We start from the raw sequence: 17,533 nt of genomic DNA on the forward strand, positions 1-17,533 counted from the left end.
TCTCCGGCCAGTAATATAATGACCGGTTAAATCTCAATGGCCTGAATCGCCCGCGCGATATCCGGTGAATTATTGAGAGCGCGAATCTCCTGAAACAGCGTCGTCGCTTCGGCATATTCTTTGCGTAAATATCCCAGCCACTGCTTAATACGCGCCACATGATATAGCCCGGTATCGCCCTGCTTTTCCAGACGGGTATATTTTTTCAGTAATGTCACCACGTCGGGCCACGGCATCCGCGGTTCGTTGTATTTCACCACCCGACTCAGGTTCGGGATATTTAGCGCCCCGCGTCCGATCATCACCGCATCACATCCGGTGACCGCCATACAATCTTGTGCGCTCTGCCAGTCCCAGATTTCACCGTTGGCGATAACCGGAATCGTCAGACGCTGGCGGATCTCACCGATAGCCTGCCAGTTGATATGCTCCGCTTTATACCCTTGCTCTTTGGTGCGGCCATGAACCGCCAGTTCGCTGGCACCCGCCTGCTGAACGGCATCGGCGATTTCAAACTGCCGGTCGCTGCTGTCCCAGCCCAGGCGCACTTTCACCGTTACCGGCAAATGACCCGGCACCGCCTCGCGCATCGCCTTCGCGCCCTGATAGATAAGTTCAGGATCTTTCAATAGCGTTGCGCCGCCACCGCTGCCGTTAACCAGTTTTGACGGGCAGCCACAGTTCAGATCGACACCGTACGACCCCAACTCAACCGCGCGGGCCGCGTTCTCTGCCAGCCATTGTGGATGCTGCCCCAGCAGTTGGATGCGCACCTGCGTGCCGGATGGGGTACGGCTGTTGTTATGCAGCTCCGGGCAGATCCGATGAAATACTTTTGCTGGCAGGAGCTGATCCACCACGCGCACAAATTCGGTGATGCACAGATCATAATCATTAACTTCAGTCAGCAGCTCGCGCACCAGTGAGTCGAGCACGCCTTCCATCGGCGCCAGTAAAACACGCATATTGTTACCTGCAAAAAAGAGAGGCGCTATGGTAGCGTCTCCGTACAAGAGATCAAAGCACTGTCAGCAGCACACAGGCGTCAGCCTGTCGATTGGGGCTATTGCCTGATGTTCCAGTTATCTATTTCCACTATGCTTAGAATTCATGATGTGATCGGTAGCACGTTTTTGAGTTTAATTGTATGATGAATAGGTCTCGTCAAGGGTTTCTACTATGAGCAAGTCACTGAACATTATCTGGCAATATTTACGCGCGTTTATCCTGATTTATGCCTGCCTGTATGCGGGTATTTTTCTTGCCTCACTGCTGCCTATCACCATCCCGGGTAGCATTATTGGCATGCTGATTCTGTTTGTTCTGCTGGCATTACAGATACTGCCAGCGAAATGGGTTAACCCCGGTTGCTACGTCCTGATTCGTTACATGGCGCTGCTGTTTGTCCCGATTGGCGTCGGGATCATGCAGTACTTTGACTTGCTGCGCGCGCAATTTGGACCGGTCGTGGTGTCCTGCACCATCAGTACGCTGGTCGTTTTCCTCGTGGTGAGCTGGAGCTCACACCTTGTGCACGGTGAACGCAAAATCGTTGGGCAAAAAGGGTCAAAAGAATGATGGCGTATATCTGGTGGTCGTTACCCCTCACGCTGGCGGTATTTTTTGGCGCACGTAAGCTGGCAATGCGGATCAAAATGCCGCTGCTAAACCCGCTGCTGGTTGCTATGGTGGTGATCATTCCTTTTCTGATCCTGACCGGCATTCCCTACGATCACTATTTCAAAGGTAGCGAAGTGCTGAACGATTTGCTGCAACCTGCCGTGGTCGCGTTGGCATACCCGCTGTACGAACAGCTGCACCAAATCCGCGCCCGCTGGAAATCCATTATTGCCATCTGCTTTGCCGGTAGCATTGTGGCGATGGTCACCGGAACCACTATTGCGTTACTGATGGGGGCATCGCCAGAAATTGCCGCATCTATAATGCCTAAATCGGTCACCACGCCGATCGCCATGGCAGTGGGGGGTAGCATCGGCGGTATTCCTGCTATCAGCGCCGTCTGCGTCATCTTTGTCGGGATCCTGGGTGCCGTGTTTGGCCACACACTGTTAAATGCGATGCGCATTCGCACCAAGGCCGCGCGTGGACTGGCAATGGGGACCGCGTCACACGCCCTGGGTACGGCACGCTGCGCGGAGCTTGATTACCAGGAAGGTGCGTTCAGTTCCCTGGCACTGGTTATTTGCGGGATCATCACCTCGCTGGTGGCCCCCTTCCTGTTCCCGGTGATTCTGGCTGTAGTCGGTTAGCGTCATTTTTAGTTCATTTATTTGCGATGCGTTGCACATTTTTCATTTAAGTTTCATGAGTTGCATACACAGTGAGATTTGGATCACATATAAAGCCGTAACAGGCCCGTAAACTACGATTCCATTACATTGTTATGAGGCATCGCCATGCATCCACGTTTTCAAACTGCTTTCGCCCAACTCGCGGGTAACGTGCAATCAGCCCTGGCCCCCCTTCTGGCGGATGTCCATTTCCCCGCCATGTTGACTGCGGAGCAGGTCTCTTTGCTGAAACGCGAATCGGGACTGGACGAAGACGCGCTGGCATTCGCTCTGCTGCCGCTGGCTGCCGCCTGCGCACGTACCGATCTGTCCCATTTTAACGTTGGTGCCATTGCGCGCGGCGTCAGTGGCAACTGGTATTTTGGTAGCAATATGGAATTCCTCGGCGCGACGATGCAGCAAACCGTTCATGCCGAGCAAAGCGCCATCAGTCACGCCTGGCTGCGCGGAGAAAAGGGACTCGCCGCCATTACCGTCAACTACACCCCCTGCGGCCACTGCCGTCAGTTTATGAACGAGCTGAACAGCGGGCTGGATTTACGCATTCATTTGCCGGGTCGTGAGCCGCACGCGCTGCGTGACTACCTGCCGGATGCTTTTGGTCCGAAAGATCTCGACATCAAAACATTGCTGATGGATGAGCAGGATCACGGCTTTGCGCTGCAAGGTGACGCGCTGACGCAGGCGGCGATCGCCGCAGCCAACCGCTGCCATATGCCGTACAGCAACGCCCCAAGCGGTGTGGCACTGGAATGCAAAGACGGTCAAATCTTCAGCGGTAGCTACGCTGAAAACGCCGCCTTTAACCCCACTCTGCCTCCGCTGCAGGGTGCATTAAACCTGTTGAATCTGAACGGCTACGATTATCCGGATATTCAACGCGCCGTACTGGCAGAAAAAGCCGATGCGCCGTTGATCCAGTGGGATGCCACTGCCGCTACCCTGAAAGCTCTGGGCTGCAACCGCATCGAGCGCGTTTTGCTAGCGTAAAAAGGTCGTCATGTAGGCCGGATAAAGCAACACCGCTATCCGGCCAATATTGCTGAAAATCCCCTCAATCAGACTGCTGTTTCTTGCGCTACGCCGCCGGGTACAGTAGCCTGATTAACATTCCATTCCATTGTCGAGTTATCTACATGTTAAAGCGCGTGTTTTACAGCTTGTTAGTCCTGTCAGGTCTGCTGCTGTTGACTGTGCTTGGCCTCGACCGATGGATGAGCTGGAAGACGGCCCCCTATATCTACGACGAATTGCAGGATTTGCCCTACCGCCAGGTCGGCGTGGTATTAGGTACCGCGAAGTATTATCGCACTGGCGTGATTAACCAGTATTACCGCTACCGCATTCAGGGCGCATTAAACGCCTATAACAGCGGTAAGGTGAATTATCTGCTGCTCAGCGGCGACAATGCCCAGCAAAACTACAACGAACCGATGACGATGCGAAAAGATCTGATTGCCGCTGGCGTCGATCCTGCCGACATCGTGCTTGATTACGCCGGTTTCCGTACGCTTGACTCTATTGTGCGCACCCGCAAAGTCTTTGATACCAACGATTTCATCATTATCACTCAGCGCTTCCACTGCGAGCGCGCGCTGTTTATTGCGCTGCATATGGGCATTCAGGCCCAGTGCTACGCGGTACCGTCGCCAAAAGATATGCTGACTGTACGCGTTCGCGAATTTGGCGCACGTTTTGGCGCCCTGGCCGATCTCTATCTTTTTAAACGTGAGCCGCGTTTTTTAGGTCCACTGGTACCCATCCCTGCCCTGCACCAGGTTCCGGATGATGCGCAGGGCTACCCGGCGGTCACGCCTGAACAATTGCTCGAATTACAAAAGAAACAAGGAAAGTAAGCATGGATGTGCAAACCCTCTTCGTCGTTTTAGCCTTTCTGTTAATCCCTGTATTTTGTTTTCGTGAAGCCTGGAAAGGCTGGCGTACAGGTGCGGTGGATAAAATAAAAAAGAACGCCCGTGAACCCGTTTATGCCTATCGGCATCAAGAACCGCTGCAATTCTGGTCATACGTTCTTGTTTACGCCGGATGCGGATGTTTATCCTTTGGCATGGTGATTTATTTAATCTTTTATCGATAAAATCCAGTTATTAATATTAGCGCTTGAGAATAGCTAATATTATGATAATAGTTCCTATTTCAATATAAGGGATTAATGCTGCTTATCGGCATTTCCCTCACACCGTCTTTTATTTGTGAATTCTTTCACAGAATACTCGTCCTGCAATGCTTAGCCTTAAGAATAGCTTCTTATTTTTATATTTTGTTATTAACAGTTCGCCTTAATTTACTCAAGCATTAAGGAAGAAAAGATGCCACAACAAAATTATCTGGATGAGCTAACCCCCGCTTTCACCCCCTTATTAGCCATAAAAGAGGCCTCGCGCTGTTTATTATGTCACGATGCCCCCTGTAGCCAGGATTGCCCTGCACAAACTGACCCAGGAAAATTTATCCGTTCCATTTATTTCCGTAACTTTAAAGGTGCAGCCGAAACTATTCGCGAAAATAATGCGCTCGGTGCCATTTGTGCCCGGGTATGCCCCACCGAAAAATTATGTCAGCGCGGATGTACGCGCTCAGGAATAGATAAACCGATCGATATTGCGCGCCTGCAACGTTTTATTACCGATTTTGAACAGCAGACCGCGATGAAAATTTATCAACCAGCAGCCAAAACTCGAGGCAAAGTCGCCATTATCGGCGCAGGGCCAGCGGGGTTGCAGGCCAGCGTAACGCTGAGCAACCTGGGTTATGACGTAACGATCTATGAAAAGCAGGCTCAACCGGGAGGCTGGTTACGCTTTGGTATCCCTGAGTTTCGCCTGCCGCAATCCGTGTTGGATCTCGAGATTGCGCGCATCGTTGAAATGGGCGTCACCATCAAGTGCGATTGCGAAGTCGGCAACACGATCGCCGTCGAACAACTCAAAGCTGAAAATCGCGCCGTGCTGGTGACTGTTGGGATGTCTTACGGCTCAACATTGCCTCTGTTTGAGAAGGCGAATCACGTTGAAATTGCCGTCGATTTTCTGCAACGAGCCCGGCAATCAAGCGGCGATATTACCGTCGCCAAAAGTGCATTAATCATCGGCGGTGGCGATGTGGCGATGGATGTCGCCAGCACGCTGAAACTCCTCGGCTGCCCGTCAGTGACCTGTGTCGCTCGTGAAGAATTAGCTGAATTTCCCGCCAGTGACAAAGAGTTTACCAGCACGCAGGCATTAGGCGTGTCGATCATCGACGGTTTTACACCGGTTGCGGTTGCCGGAAATAAAGTCACCTTTAAACACGTGCGTCTGCCAGGGGAACTCTCTCTTGAAGCCGAGCATATTATTCTCGCCGTCGGCCAGCATGCGCAGTTGGATGCGTTTCACGCGTTAACAGCGCAACGTAATCTTATTGAAACCCACAATTATCAAACCGCCGATCCGGTTCTTTTCGCTGCTGGCGATATTATCAAAGGGGACAAAACCGTGGTGTCTGCCGTGAAAACCGGTAAAGAAGCCGCTCAGGCTATTCATCACTATTTAGAGGGGGCTTGCTCATGTTAACGAAAGATCTTTCTATTACCTTTTGCGGCGTAAAATTCCCCAACCCGTTTTGCCTCTCATCTTCTCCGGTAGGCAACTGTTTTGAGATGTGCGCCAAAGCCTATGACACCGGCTGGGGCGGCATTGTATTTAAAACAATTGGCTTCTTTATTGCCAATGAAGTCTCCCCACGATTTGACCATCTGACAAAAGAAGATACTGGCTTTATCGGCTTCAAAAATATGGAGCAGATTGCCGAACATCCGCTGGAAGAGAACCTGGCCGCTATTCACAAGCTGAAGCAACACTATCCAGATAAGGTGCTGATTGCGTCAATCATGGGCGAAAATGAGCAGCAATGGCAGGAGCTGGCACGACTGGTTGAAGAAGCTGGCGCGGATATGATTGAGTGCAACTTCTCGTGTCCGCAGATGACTTCACATGCGATGGGAAGCGATGTCGGGCAAAGCCCGGAGTTGGTTGAGAAATACTGCCGGGCAGTTAAACGCGGTTCCTCCCTGCCGATGTTAGCCAAAATGACGCCCAATATCGGTGATATGTGCGAGGTTGCTCTGGCGGCTAAACGCGGAGGCGCTGACGGTATCGCGACCATAAACACCGTAAAATCCATCACCAATATCGACCTGAAGCGGAAGATCGGCATGCCGGTGGTCAACGGGAAATCCAGTATTTCTGGCTATTCCGGCAAGGCGGTAAAACCGATCGCTCTGCGTTTTATCCAACAATTGCGTTCGCACCCGGAACTGCGTGATTTCCCAATTAGCGGCATTGGCGGTATTGAAACCTGGGAAGATGCCGCCGAATTCTTGCTGTTAGGTGCTGCCACGCTGCAGGTCACCACCGGGATCATGCAGTACGGCTACCGTATTGTGGAAGATATGACCAGCGGACTGTCGCACTATCTTGCCGATCAGGGGTTTAACTCACTGGAAGAGATGGTCGGTCTTGCCAATGCCAATATTATTCCGGCTGAAGATCTTGACCGTAGTTACATCGTCTACCCGCATATCAACCTCGAAAAATGCGTCGGCTGCGGACGCTGCTATATCTCCTGCTATGACGGCGGACATCAGGCGATGGAGTGGGATGAGCAGACCCGTACACCGCACTGCGACACGGAAAAATGCGTCGGCTGCTTGCTGTGTGGTCACGTTTGTCCGGTCGCCTGCATCGATTTAGGCGAGGTCAAATTCAAAACAGGTGAGAAAGCACATGCAGTAACGCTGTAACACAAGTAACAAAAAGCCCGGTGCAGTCATTTCTCTGCCCCGGGCTTTTTGTTGTCTATCGTTACTTCTTACGCGCGTATTTCAGTGAGTCCAGCGCCACGGCGAAGATAATAATGCCGCCCTTAATAATGTACTGCCAGTAAGGGTTCACGCCGATGTAGGTCAGACCATAGTTGATGACGGTGAAGATTATCACACCGGTCACTACGCCAAAGACGGTACCGACGCCGCCGCTAAACGACACGCCGCCCACCACGCAGGCCGCAATGGCATCCAGCTCATACATAAAGCCGAGGTTGTTGGTTGCCGAGCCGATACGCCCTGCTTCCAGCAAACCACCGAAAGCGTAAAACACCCCGGACAGCGCATAGATAATCAGCAGGTTCAGCGCAACGTTAACACCCGACACTTTCGCCGCTTCCGGGTTACCGCCGATGGCAAAAATGTTTTTACCAAAGCGGGTCTTGTTCCACAGTACCCAGACAAAGGCCACCGCAATCAGTGCATAGAAGGTGATGTAGGAGAGTCGGAAACTGCCCAGCGCAATAAAGCCCTGCGCAAAGGTGGAGAACCCGCTGTCAAAGCCAGAAATCGGCGATGCCCCAACGAAGTCGTAATACAGTGAGTTGATCCCGTACACGATGATCATCGTGCCGAGGGTAGTGATAAACGGCGTCACGTTCAGGTAAGCGATAATGATACCGTTCACCAGGCCGATAATGGCACCGATGGCACAAACAATCAGCACCACCACGATGATTGGCATGGTGGCCATTTCCGGGAACACCTTGTTGGCGTTCTCCATGGATTGCAGTAACGTCGCGGCAACCACCGCCGCCAGGCCAACCTGACGCCCGGCTGACAGGTCAGTCCCCTGGGTGACAATCAGTCCGGCTACGCCCAGCGCGATAATAATACGCACCGAGGATTGGGTCAGAATGTTACTCAAGTTCAGTAAACTTAAGAATGTGGGGTCCTGGAAAATAATAATGGCCAGCAGAACTAAAAGAACAACGTAAATTCCGCCTTCTTTCAGGTAAGTAAGAAAACTTTTCTTATTTAACGCACTCATGAGGAGCCCCTAATCTTAAAGGTGCAAAGACGCAAGACGGAGGATTTCGTTTTGCGTTGTTGTTTTCGTGTCAACAATTCCAGCCACGAGACCATTGCTCATAACCAGAATACGATCGGTAATACCCAGCAGTTCCGGCATTTCAGAGGAGATGATGATAATCCCCTTCTCTTTTTTCGCCAGTTCTGCAATTAACTGATAAATTTCAAATTTTGCACCAACGTCGATTCCTCGCGTAGGTTCATCCAGCATCAGTATCTCTGGCTGCGTTAACAACCAACGACCAATAACCACCTTTTGCTGATTACCACCGGACAAGGAACCAATTTGTGTACGATGGCCCGGCGTTTTCACCCTCATTGAGTCAATTACCCACTGGGTATCGCTCTTCATGCGGGAATTATCCAACAGACCTACTTTGTTTTTATAGTTCTGAATATTGGAGATTAACGAGTTAAATCCAATATCCAGATAGGCATAAATACCGGTTGAACGGCGCTCTTCCGTGACCAGCGCAAAACCATGGTTAATGGCTTCATTGGCGCTGTGGTTATTAATTTTTTTGCCGTGGAGCGTAATCGTACCCGATGATTTTTCGCGAATACCAAAAAGGGTTTCAACGATATCCGTGCGTTTTGCGCCAACTAACCCGGCAATACCAAGGATTTCCCCTTTATGCAGATCAAACGAGATATCACGAATTGACGGCTGACGTAGCGACGTCAGATTGCGTACCTCAAGAATCACTTCACCCGGCGTGTTCTCTTTATCCGGAAAACGTTGGTTCAGCGAACGTCCCACCATCATGGCGATGATCTTATCCATATCCAGCCCTTCCAGCGGCTGGGTGGCAATCCACTGACCATCACGCAGGACGGTAATTTCATCGCACAGCTGGAAGATTTCTTCCATTTTGTGAGAAATATATACGATACCGCAGCCACGTTCTTTCAGCTTACGGATGATGGTGAACAGATGATTAACCTCTTTTTCGGTTAACGATGAGGTCGGTTCATCCATGATGACGATTTTGGCGTCATACGAAAATGCTTTGGCAATTTCTATCATCTGCATTTGTGAAACCGATAACGTACCGACACGCGCACGCGGATCGATATCAATATCCAGCTCATCAAATATCGCTTTGGTATCACGGTACATTTTATCCTGATCGACAAACATGCCTTTGGTGGGATAGCGCCCCAGCCACATGTTGTCCATCACAGAACGTTGTAATACCAGGTTTAATTCCTGGTGTACCATTGAAATACCGTTTTCAAGCGCTTCTTTAGCAGAATGAAAATCGATTTCTTTACCCTGAAATAAAATACTGCCGGAATCTTTTTGATAGATCCCAAAAAGACATTTTAATAATGTCGACTTTCCCGCGCCATTCTCGCCCATCAGGGCATGAATAGAATGTGGGCGGACTTTTAAATTAACATTATCAAGAGCCTTAACGCCCGGAAAGGACTTGTTGATGCCGCTCATTTCCAACAAGTATTCGCCCGACGACTGAGTATGAGTGCTGACCATAATTATACCTTGTTGGCCTTGCAAAGCGTGGTATTAAGGGCGCAATGAAATTGCGCCCATATACGGAGTATTTATTTGTTGGTGAACTCTGCCAGATTATCTTTATCGACGCCGACGTAAGGAATACGAACGATTTTATTCTCGATTTTCCAGGTCGTGCCATCCGCTGCGCCTTTGCCAGCAGCCAGATTTTTCGCCAGATCGAAAGTCGCTTTCGCCTGGTTGTTAGCATCGTTCAGCACGGTACCGGCCATTGCGCCAGATTTAACCAGTGCCAGTGCTTCTGGCAATGCATCCACGCCAAATACCGGTACGCTGGTTTTGTTGTGTGCTTTCAGCGCTTCTATCGCACCCATTGCCATAGCGTCGTTGTTCGCGATAACGACTTCAATTTTGTTAGCATTTGGACCGGACATCCACGCATCAACTTTATCTTTCGCCTGAGCGGTATCCCACATAGCGGTGTCTAACTGCAACTGCTCAGTTTTAATGCCCTTGTCGTTCAGCTCTTTAATCACGTAGGTGGTACGTGCTTCAGCATCCGGGTGTCCCGGCTCGCCTTTCAGCAGAACAAACTGAATTTTACCGTCTTTGTTCAGGTCCCAGTTCGGGTTTGCCGCCCAGTGCTTAGCAATCAAATCGCCCTGAATGATGCCGGATTCTTTGGAGTCAGTACCGACGTAGAAGGCTTTGTCATAGCTGTCCAGCGCTTTACGAGAAGGCTCTTTGTTGAAGAACACGATAGGAACGTTCTGACCGCGTGCTTTCTCAATGACCGTGCCCGCTGCTGCCGGGTCAACCAGGTTGATCGCCAGAGCTTTCACGCCTTTTGCCAGCAACACATCAATCTGATCGTTTTGTTTAGACTGATCGTTCTGGGAGTCATTCATCAGCAGCTGTACATCTGGCGCCGTTTTGGCATCTTTTTCGATTGCTTTACGTACCACAGACATAAAGTTATCGTCATACTTATAAATCGTCACACCAATACGGGTATCAGCAGCGTGCGCAGCCGCACCGAATAACATGCTTGCCATTACAGCAGACAGGGTCAACACCTTCTTATTCATGGTATCTCCGGTTTTATTATGCAGGGTAGTACTTGAGATAAATGCTCGGCGGGACAGAACGTTACTAAACTGTTACTGAACGCCGAAGCTCACTTTTAAAAATATTTCTTCCGTGTCTAGCAACGCTCCAAAAACAGGCTTTAATTGTTGTTTAAGACGCCCACACCTCGATGAAAGTGATTATTCACCGTTACATAGTAGTTACAGCGCAACAAACAGTGTCATCATAGCTATCGCATTGTTAAGATACTGTGAATTTACTCACAGATTGAAAGCGGTTACATCAGGTGACATTATCAGTTAGTGATCGGTGCCGCATTCTGTCGCAACGCCACAGAATGACGTCGCACCAACGTCGGCATAAAACAGTGCGTTGCCGCCGGATCCAGCGTGCCCGCCGCCCCTTGTAGCGCAAGCTCCGTCGCCATTTTCGCCATTGACGCAATGGGGTAGCGCACGGTGGTCAGTTGAGGATCGGTGTAACGGGCAATCGGGATATCATCGAAACCAATGATAGACAGGTGTAATGGAATGGCGATGCCGTTGTCTTTTAACGCCGTCAGCGCCCCGGCGGCCATATTGTCGTTGTAGGCAAAAACCGCCGTCAGCTGCAAATTGCGCCCCAGCAGTTCCACCATGGCAGATTCGCCCCCCGGCATATCCGGCGAACCGGTACCTACCCAGCTTTCCGCCGGCGTGATGCCGTGTTCCTGCAACGCGCTCATCCAGCCCTCTTTGCGCATCGCATCATCTTCAATTCGGTGGCTTGACGCCAGGTAGCCAATACGTTGATGACCATTATTGAGCAGCATGCGGGTGGCCATTTTAGCTCCGCTGATATTGTCCAGACAGACACAGCGATGGGCATAACCCGGTACGATGCGATTGATAAGCACCATCCCCGGGATGTGTTCCATAAACTCGCCTAGCTCGCGATCGCTCAGCGCTTTTGAGTGGACAATCAAAGCATTACAACGTTGACGGATCAGGACTTCGATGGCATGACGTTCTTTTTCAGCTTCATGATAACTGTTGCCAATCAGCACATATTTCTGGTGCTGCTGAGCCACCAGATCCACGGCTTTCACCAATGCACCAAAAAATGAATCTGATACATCCATCACCACGACCCCAATGGTGTCACTCACCTGCGTCGCCAGCGCTTGCGCATTGGCATTGGGTCGATAGCCTAACTGTGTCACCGCCTTCATTACCGCTTCACGGGTGTCAGGACTCACCAGCGCACTGTTATTCAGTACGCGGGAAACCGTCGCTACAGAAACGCCAGACTGCCGTGCCACATCACGTATGGTTACCATATTCACTGCCCTGTTTAAGATTGCGGTTGCCCACGGACACCCCAGGCTGTGTATTTTGTCAGCACGAGGTACAGGACTGCGTGAGTCATGTCACAGGAATGAAAACGGTTACATCCATTTTGTTAATGAATGTGATCCAGATCGTTATCTGGATGTTCGCGGCAATGATGTCCCTGAAGCACGCAGGGTTAATTGACGCCATAGCCACTCCACCGGGCCCTGCCGGTAAAAACGCAGCCAAATGACGGAGAAAAGGAGGTTAATAGCCCAGACAGGAATTACGAAAAACAGCAGCGCCAGCCGGTCGAAGTGCATAAATAAACCGAACTGATAAAACAACGTGGTGCAGATAAGTGTCTGCAACAGATAATTGGTCAATGCCATGCGCCCGACGCAGGCAATAGCGATAACAATCTTGCAGCGACTCAGTTGCGGCCAGAAACCAAACATTAGCGCAGCGTAGCCGATAGTCTGAAACGGCGCGCTCAGTTCACGCGGGGCTTGTAACAGGAAAGCACACCAGCGGTACGCCCAGTCAAGATGCCACTGCAGCATAATCGCCGGCAGATTGATTGCCATACCGGTCAACACCAGCAGAACACCTGTACGTCGATAATGCGACAAACTGTACTGCCCTTTCAGCCAGCCGCTGCGCATCAATGCAGCGCCCAGCAGCATCATCCCCGCCAGTTGCCAGCCGTACTGCGCCCCCAGCGCCAGCAGGCTGTTTGACAGCATATCCACGCGGTTACTCACCGCTTCCATGCCGCCATTAATCTTCCAGTACTTTTCATACAGCAACGCGGAGGCATCCGGTGTCCAGGCGCGACTGGTTTCGCCGCCAGAAATCGTGCCCAGCAGCAGCAGTACGCCGATTCCTACCAGATACAGCAATGCCCCGGTGTTAAACAGGCTTTTTACCGATGGGGCATCACGAATCAGCCGCCAGCCAATCAGGCCAATTAAGCCATACGCCAGCAGGATATCGCCATCCCAGAATAGTAAGCCGTGAATAAACCCCAGTAAGACCAGCAGCGTGAGTCGCGACTGGATCCAGCGTTTTCCGCGTGGCAGCAGCATTTGCAAGCCCGCGCCGAAGAGCAGAGCGAACAGCGTGAGGAATTTGACCTGCGCGAAGAGATCGAGCACCGCCCAGGTCCAGGCATCCGATAAAGTAATGCTGCCAGACCAGGCCGGATTGAGATATGCCGCCTTTGGCAAACCAAAGGCGCTGATATTGAGAAGCAGGATCCCGAGGATGGCAACGCCACGAATAAAATCCAGCGTGACATTACGCTCCATGGTCCTGCCCTTGTCAGTTGTGGTGACGTACAGCGCGCAGGAATTCCTGACGCGTATTCTGGCTGGATTTAAATAATCCGCCCAGTGAGGTAGTGGTCGTAGCGCTGGTCGCATCGCGAATGCCGCGCGCTTTCACGCAGTAATGCACCGCATCTATCGACACCGCAACATTATTAGTTCCCAGCAGGGTTTGCAGTGCGGTGAGGATTTGTTGGGTCAGACGCTCCTGCACCTGCGGGCGCTGGGCAAAGAATTGCACGATACGGTTAATCTTCGACAGACCAATCACGGATTCTTTCGGGATATACGCCACCGTCGCTTTGCCATCGATAGTGACAAAGTGATGTTCGCAGGTGCTGGTCAGCGTGATATCACGCACGGTAACCATCTCATCCACCTTCATTTTGTTTTCGATGACGGTGATTTTCGGAAAATTGGCGTAATCGAGACCGGAAAAAATCTCATCGACATACATTTTCGCGATGCGATGCGGCGTTTCCATCAGGCTGTCATCGCTCAAATCGAGATTGAGCAATTGCATAATCTCGGTCATATGGCCGGAAATAAGACGTTTGCGCGTTTCGTTATCCATCTCTTGCACGGGCGGGCGCAGCGGTGTTTCGAGACCACGCGCAACCAGCGCTTCATGAACCAGGGCCGCTTCTTTACTGAGTGATGACATTTATTCTTCTCCTGCAGGTGGGGCGCCTCTGCCCTGCGTGGGGCAAAGTTTTTAGGCTGTGTCACAGCCAGAACATTGTGCGTGAGGCTGCGCACATAATCCAGTATTCACCGCGATAATTATTGAAATTGGCACAGCCTTTCAGCGACCGGGTCGATACAAAGTGTTAACGCGAAGTTATATAGATGATGAAGTATGTTTGCCCATTGCGGAAGTGAAAGTTACTCACGGCGTCATGAATTATCTGTATTATGGTGAATTCGCAAACATATTCAGATTCAACACAACAAGGAGCCGTGCATGGAAATGCTCGAAGAGCACCGCTGTTTTGAAGGCTGGCAGCAACGCTGGCGTCATGATTCCGCCACCTTAAATTGCACCATGACCTTCAGCATTTTTCTCCCACCGCCGCGCGAAAATACGCCGCCTCCGGTACTGTACTGGCTGTCGGGCCTGACCTGTAATGATGAAAACTTTACCACCAAAGCGGGTGCGCAGCGCATTGCAGCTGAGTTGGGGATCGTACTGGTGATGCCGGATACCAGCCCGCGCGGTGAACACGTTGCCAACGATGACGGCTACGATCTAGGCCAGGGCGCCGGCTTTTATCTCAATGCCACCCAGGCCCCCTGGGCCACGCATTTCCGCATGTATGACTATTTGCGGGATGAACTGCCGCAGCTTATTCAAGCGCAGTTTAACGTCAGCGAGCGCTGCGCCATCAGCGGACACTCCATGGGCGGTCACGGCGCATTGATTATGGCGCTGAAAAACCCCGGCAAATACACCAGCGTTTCCGCCTTTGCGCCGATCGTTAACCCCTGTCGCGTACCGTGGGGCGTGAAGGCGTTTAGCGCCTATCTGGGCGAGGATAAATCGACCTGGGCCGAATGGGACAGCTGCGCGTTAATGCTGGCCAGCAAGCCAGATGATGCGATTCCAACGCTTATTGATCAAGGAGATAGCGATCAGTTCCTCGCCGATCAGCTCCAGCCCGCAGTACTGGCAGAGACCGCCCGCCAGACCGCGTGGCCAATGACGTTACGTATCCAGCCGGGTTACGATCACAGCTATTACTTTATTGCGTCATTTATTGAGGATCATCTGCGCTTCCACGCACAGTATCTGCTGAAGTAACCCCCCGAGGGCGCAAGCCCTCTTGATTTCTCCATCATTCCTTCACTTTTTCTCCTTTTTTATTTAACAGCTATCTCTTTGATTTTATAAACACTTCCCAGAATACCACATTAAACACAAATGATTTCCATTATCATTTGTGTTTACAAAAATTCATACTTTTGTACAATCCCTCCGCTTCTTTACTGAAAAGAGTCTTTAAAAGACAAATACATACAATTGTCATGGCCTTTCACATGACACGCAGTTAGATTCATTTAAATGGAATGATACAAATGACTATACCTCACGTTAAGGCCGTTGCCGCCGCAGTATGCGTCGCCAGCCTCCCATCACTCGTCTATGCCGCTGACCAGGATACCGTAGTGGTCACCGCGACCGGTTTCGAGCAAAAGATTCAGGATGCCCCCGCCTCTATTTCTGTGATCACCAAGCAGCAAATTGAGGATAAAGCCTACCGCGATGTCACCGATGCGCTCAAAGATGTGCCTGGCGTCGTCGTCACGGGTGGCGGTAGCAGCAGTGATATCAGCATCCGCGGGATGGCCTCGCAGTACACGCTCTTCCTGGTCAACGGTAAGCGGATCAGCACACGCGGCACGCGACCGAACAGCGATAACTCCGGCATTGAACAAGGCTGGCTGCCGCCGCTGGAATCCATTGAACGCATCGAAGTGATCCGTGGCCCCATGTCATCGCTGTACGGCTCCGATGCAATGGGCGGGGTGATTAACGTGATCACCAAAAAGGTATCGAATACCAAAGGCTGGAGTGGTTCTCTACATGGTGACGCCACCTTCCAGGAAGACCGTGACTCCGGCGATATTTACCAGACTAACGCCTATGCGTCCGGGCCGCTGATTGACGGATTACTCGGCGCAAAAGTCACCGGGTTATTCTCTCACCGTGCCGAAGATGAAATCGTCAATGGTTATAACGAACAGCGCATGCGTAACGGGGGATTAACCCTGAACCTTACGCCGGATGATAAAAACGACATTGACTTCGATTACGCCCGTGAACTGCAGGATCGCGACAGTACGCCGGGTAAATCCACAGCAGAAGAAAGCTGTCGCAACGGAAGCTGTAAACCAAACAGCAAAAGCGAAAACAAGTATGTGCACACGACCTATTCATTAACCCACAGTGGTTACTACGACGACTTCAACACCACCAGCTATGTTCAGCAGGAAGAGACCGATAACCCGGGTCGTCAGATGAAGTCCTATAACACTATTTTTAACAATCAGAACCAGATTTTCCTCGGGGCACATACCCTGACGGCAGGCGGACAGTACCGTTATGAAAAACTGCGCGATAATGGTAACCAACTGGAAGCGGCAGACGGTCTGAACAAGCTGACCCGCTGGAGTTGGGCGCTGTTTGCTGAAGATGAATGGGCCGTAACCGATTCCTTCACGCTGACCGGCGGCCTGCGTATGGATAAAGATGAAAACTACGGTGACAACTGGACGCCGCGTGGCTACGGCGTGTGGCATCTCAGCGATCAATGGACTCTGAAAGGCGGCGTGTCTGCGGGCTACCGCGCACCGGATCTGCGCCAGTCTTCGGCTAGCTGGGGACAGGTGACCGGCGGTGGTCGTCTGAACGGCATCATAGTGGGCAACCCGGATCTGAAACCGGAAAAGAGCCTGAGCGAAGAAATCGGCCTGCTGTGGGATAACGGCAACGACCTCAACGCGGGCGTGACGCTGTTCAATACCGACTTCAAAGATAAGATCACTGAAGTTCGCCGCTGTAACAGCAGCGCCGATCCGGCCTGCACCATCGGCGGGACCCACTACGATTTTGTCAGCGATCGCGTTAACGTCGATGAAGCCAATATGCGCGGCGTAGAATCTACCTTCGGCTGGAAAATCACCTCCGATCTCAACTGGACGGCAAACTACACCTACACCGAATCTGAACAGAAAAGCGGTCAGTTCTCCGGTCAGCCGCTAAACAAAATGCCGAAGCATATGTTTAACACCACGCTGGACTGGCAGGCCACGCAGGATCTCGGTTTCTGGAGCCGCCTGAACCTGCGCGGGAAAACCTCTGAATACCTGAGCCGCACCTCAATGGCCCAGGGAACGCCGTCTTATACCCAGGTCGATGTTGGTGTGCGTTACTACGTGAGCAAGGATGTGCTGGCCACGGCTGGCGTGTACAACGTGCTGGATAAGCAAATCGATTACGATACCTATGACACCATACTCGATGGTCGCCGTTACACGGTTGGCCTGACCTACAACTTCTAAGTTTGGCGCAATAAAAAACCCCGGCATTAATCCTGCCGGGG

General features: G+C 51.4%; 16 protein-coding genes. 9 read left to right on the forward strand and 7 right to left on the reverse strand.

The window, feature by feature from the left end; genetic code table 11:
* Positions 1 to 26: 26 nt before the first annotated feature.
* Complete coding sequence (dusC, locus tag QNN86_RS01875) at positions 27 to 965, reverse strand: tRNA dihydrouridine(16) synthase DusC (protein WP_153879885.1); 939 nt, start codon at positions 963 to 965, stop codon at positions 27 to 29.
* Between the two features lie 214 nt (positions 966 to 1,179).
* Here dusC and QNN86_RS01880 point away from each other — a divergent pair, with 214 nt between their 5' ends.
* The 7 genes from QNN86_RS01880 to preA all read left to right on the forward strand — a co-directional run bounded on the left by QNN86_RS01880 (position 1,180) and on the right by preA (position 7,113).
* Positions 1,180 to 1,578: a CidA/LrgA family protein gene (locus QNN86_RS01880; protein ID WP_096756494.1), complete on the forward strand. Its 399-nt coding sequence runs from the start codon at positions 1,180 to 1,182 to the stop codon at positions 1,576 to 1,578.
* Positions 1,575 to 2,270: a CidB/LrgB family autolysis modulator gene (locus QNN86_RS01885; RefSeq protein WP_096756493.1), complete on the forward strand. Its 696-nt coding sequence runs from the start codon at positions 1,575 to 1,577 to the stop codon at positions 2,268 to 2,270. The genes QNN86_RS01880 and QNN86_RS01885 overlap by 4 nt, the downstream gene beginning before the upstream one ends.
* A gap of 147 nt (positions 2,271 to 2,417) precedes the next feature.
* Positions 2,418 to 3,302, forward strand: coding sequence for a cytidine deaminase (gene cdd / locus QNN86_RS01890; RefSeq protein WP_117343465.1), 885 nt, complete (start codon positions 2,418 to 2,420; stop codon positions 3,300 to 3,302).
* Between the two features lie 146 nt (positions 3,303 to 3,448).
* Complete coding sequence (gene sanA, locus QNN86_RS01895) at positions 3,449 to 4,168, forward strand: outer membrane permeability protein SanA (protein WP_096756491.1); 720 nt, start codon at positions 3,449 to 3,451, stop codon at positions 4,166 to 4,168.
* A 2-nt stretch (positions 4,169 to 4,170) separates the two neighbouring features.
* Positions 4,171 to 4,410 (forward strand): DUF2542 family protein, encoded by a 240-nt coding sequence (locus tag QNN86_RS01900; RefSeq protein WP_096756490.1) that lies wholly within the window; start codon positions 4,171 to 4,173, stop codon positions 4,408 to 4,410.
* A 232-nt stretch (positions 4,411 to 4,642) separates the two neighbouring features.
* Positions 4,643 to 5,884: an NAD(P)-dependent oxidoreductase gene (locus tag QNN86_RS01905; RefSeq protein ID WP_414210541.1), complete on the forward strand. Its 1,242-nt coding sequence runs from the start codon at positions 4,643 to 4,645 to the stop codon at positions 5,882 to 5,884.
* Positions 5,878 to 7,113, forward strand: coding sequence for an NAD-dependent dihydropyrimidine dehydrogenase subunit PreA (gene preA / locus QNN86_RS01910; protein ID WP_181617329.1), 1,236 nt, complete (start codon positions 5,878 to 5,880; stop codon positions 7,111 to 7,113). The genes QNN86_RS01905 and preA overlap by 7 nt, the downstream gene beginning before the upstream one ends.
* Before the next feature lie 61 nt (positions 7,114 to 7,174).
* Here preA and mglC read toward each other — a convergent pair whose 3' ends face one another.
* From mglC to folE, 6 genes are all read right to left on the reverse strand, one after another.
* A complete protein-coding gene (gene mglC / locus QNN86_RS01915; RefSeq protein WP_115258030.1) occupies positions 7,175 to 8,185 on the reverse strand; it encodes a galactose/methyl galactoside ABC transporter permease MglC in 1,011 nt (336 codons plus the stop codon).
* Positions 8,186 to 8,200: 15 nt separating this feature from the next.
* Complete coding sequence (mglA, locus tag QNN86_RS01920) at positions 8,201 to 9,721, reverse strand: galactose/methyl galactoside ABC transporter ATP-binding protein MglA (protein WP_181617330.1); 1,521 nt, start codon at positions 9,719 to 9,721, stop codon at positions 8,201 to 8,203.
* Between the two features lie 71 nt (positions 9,722 to 9,792).
* Positions 9,793 to 10,791 (reverse strand): galactose/glucose ABC transporter substrate-binding protein MglB, encoded by a 999-nt coding sequence (gene mglB, locus QNN86_RS01925; protein ID WP_096756485.1) that lies wholly within the window; start codon positions 10,789 to 10,791, stop codon positions 9,793 to 9,795.
* Positions 10,792 to 11,087: 296 nt separating this feature from the next.
* Positions 11,088 to 12,110, reverse strand: a complete 1,023-nt coding sequence (gene galS / locus QNN86_RS01930; protein WP_096756484.1) for an HTH-type transcriptional regulator GalS — start codon at positions 12,108 to 12,110, stop codon at positions 11,088 to 11,090.
* 144 nt (positions 12,111 to 12,254) lie between these two features.
* The gene (gene yeiB, locus QNN86_RS01935; RefSeq protein WP_181617331.1) at positions 12,255 to 13,412 is read right to left on the reverse strand and encodes a DUF418 domain-containing protein YeiB; all 1,158 of its coding nucleotides are present in this window, start codon (positions 13,410 to 13,412) and stop codon (positions 12,255 to 12,257) included.
* Positions 13,413 to 13,425: 13 nt separating this feature from the next.
* Positions 13,426 to 14,094: a GTP cyclohydrolase I FolE gene (gene folE / locus QNN86_RS01940; RefSeq protein ID WP_096756482.1), complete on the reverse strand. Its 669-nt coding sequence runs from the start codon at positions 14,092 to 14,094 to the stop codon at positions 13,426 to 13,428.
* Positions 14,095 to 14,394: 300 nt separating this feature from the next.
* On the opposite strand from folE, the gene fghA reads away from it, so the two are divergent.
* A complete protein-coding gene (gene fghA, locus QNN86_RS01945) occupies positions 14,395 to 15,231 on the forward strand; it encodes an S-formylglutathione hydrolase (RefSeq protein WP_414210542.1) in 837 nt (278 codons plus the stop codon).
* Between the two features lie 275 nt (positions 15,232 to 15,506).
* The gene (locus tag QNN86_RS01950; protein ID WP_182269576.1) at positions 15,507 to 17,492 is read left to right on the forward strand and encodes a ligand-gated channel protein; all 1,986 of its coding nucleotides are present in this window, start codon (positions 15,507 to 15,509) and stop codon (positions 17,490 to 17,492) included.
* Positions 17,493 to 17,533 lie beyond the last annotated feature (41 nt).

Source organism: Citrobacter sp. C348 (assembly GCF_047467975.1).
Taxonomy (GTDB): domain Bacteria; phylum Pseudomonadota; class Gammaproteobacteria; order Enterobacterales; family Enterobacteriaceae; genus Citrobacter; species Citrobacter gillenii.

What these genes read in the sequence shown, in the direction of transcription:
- QNN86_RS01900 (WP_096756490.1), top strand. Translation starts at nt 4,171, where the DNA reads ATGGATGTGCAAACCCTCTTCGTCGTTTTAGCCTTTCTGTTAATCCCT.
- mglC (WP_115258030.1), bottom strand. Translation starts at nt 8,185, where the DNA reads ATGAGTGCGTTAAATAAGAAAAGTTTTCTTACTTACCTGAAAGAAGGC.
- QNN86_RS01905 (WP_414210541.1), top strand. Translation starts at nt 4,643, where the DNA reads ATGCCACAACAAAATTATCTGGATGAGCTAACCCCCGCTTTCACCCCC.
- mglA (WP_181617330.1), bottom strand. Translation starts at nt 9,721, where the DNA reads ATGGTCAGCACTCATACTCAGTCGTCGGGCGAATACTTGTTGGAAATG.
- dusC (WP_153879885.1), bottom strand. Translation starts at nt 965, where the DNA reads ATGCGTGTTTTACTGGCGCCGATGGAAGGCGTGCTCGACTCACTGGTG.
- preA (WP_181617329.1), top strand. Translation starts at nt 5,878, where the DNA reads ATGTTAACGAAAGATCTTTCTATTACCTTTTGCGGCGTAAAATTCCCC.
- sanA (WP_096756491.1), top strand. Translation starts at nt 3,449, where the DNA reads ATGTTAAAGCGCGTGTTTTACAGCTTGTTAGTCCTGTCAGGTCTGCTG.
- QNN86_RS01950 (WP_182269576.1), top strand. Translation starts at nt 15,507, where the DNA reads ATGACTATACCTCACGTTAAGGCCGTTGCCGCCGCAGTATGCGTCGCC.
- QNN86_RS01885 (WP_096756493.1), top strand. Translation starts at nt 1,575, where the DNA reads ATGATGGCGTATATCTGGTGGTCGTTACCCCTCACGCTGGCGGTATTT.
- folE (WP_096756482.1), bottom strand. Translation starts at nt 14,094, where the DNA reads ATGTCATCACTCAGTAAAGAAGCGGCCCTGGTTCATGAAGCGCTGGTT.
- fghA (WP_414210542.1), top strand. Translation starts at nt 14,395, where the DNA reads ATGGAAATGCTCGAAGAGCACCGCTGTTTTGAAGGCTGGCAGCAACGC.
- QNN86_RS01880 (WP_096756494.1), top strand. Translation starts at nt 1,180, where the DNA reads ATGAGCAAGTCACTGAACATTATCTGGCAATATTTACGCGCGTTTATC.
- yeiB (WP_181617331.1), bottom strand. Translation starts at nt 13,412, where the DNA reads ATGGAGCGTAATGTCACGCTGGATTTTATTCGTGGCGTTGCCATCCTC.
- cdd (WP_117343465.1), top strand. Translation starts at nt 2,418, where the DNA reads ATGCATCCACGTTTTCAAACTGCTTTCGCCCAACTCGCGGGTAACGTG.
- mglB (WP_096756485.1), bottom strand. Translation starts at nt 10,791, where the DNA reads ATGAATAAGAAGGTGTTGACCCTGTCTGCTGTAATGGCAAGCATGTTA.
- galS (WP_096756484.1), bottom strand. Translation starts at nt 12,110, where the DNA reads ATGGTAACCATACGTGATGTGGCACGGCAGTCTGGCGTTTCTGTAGCG.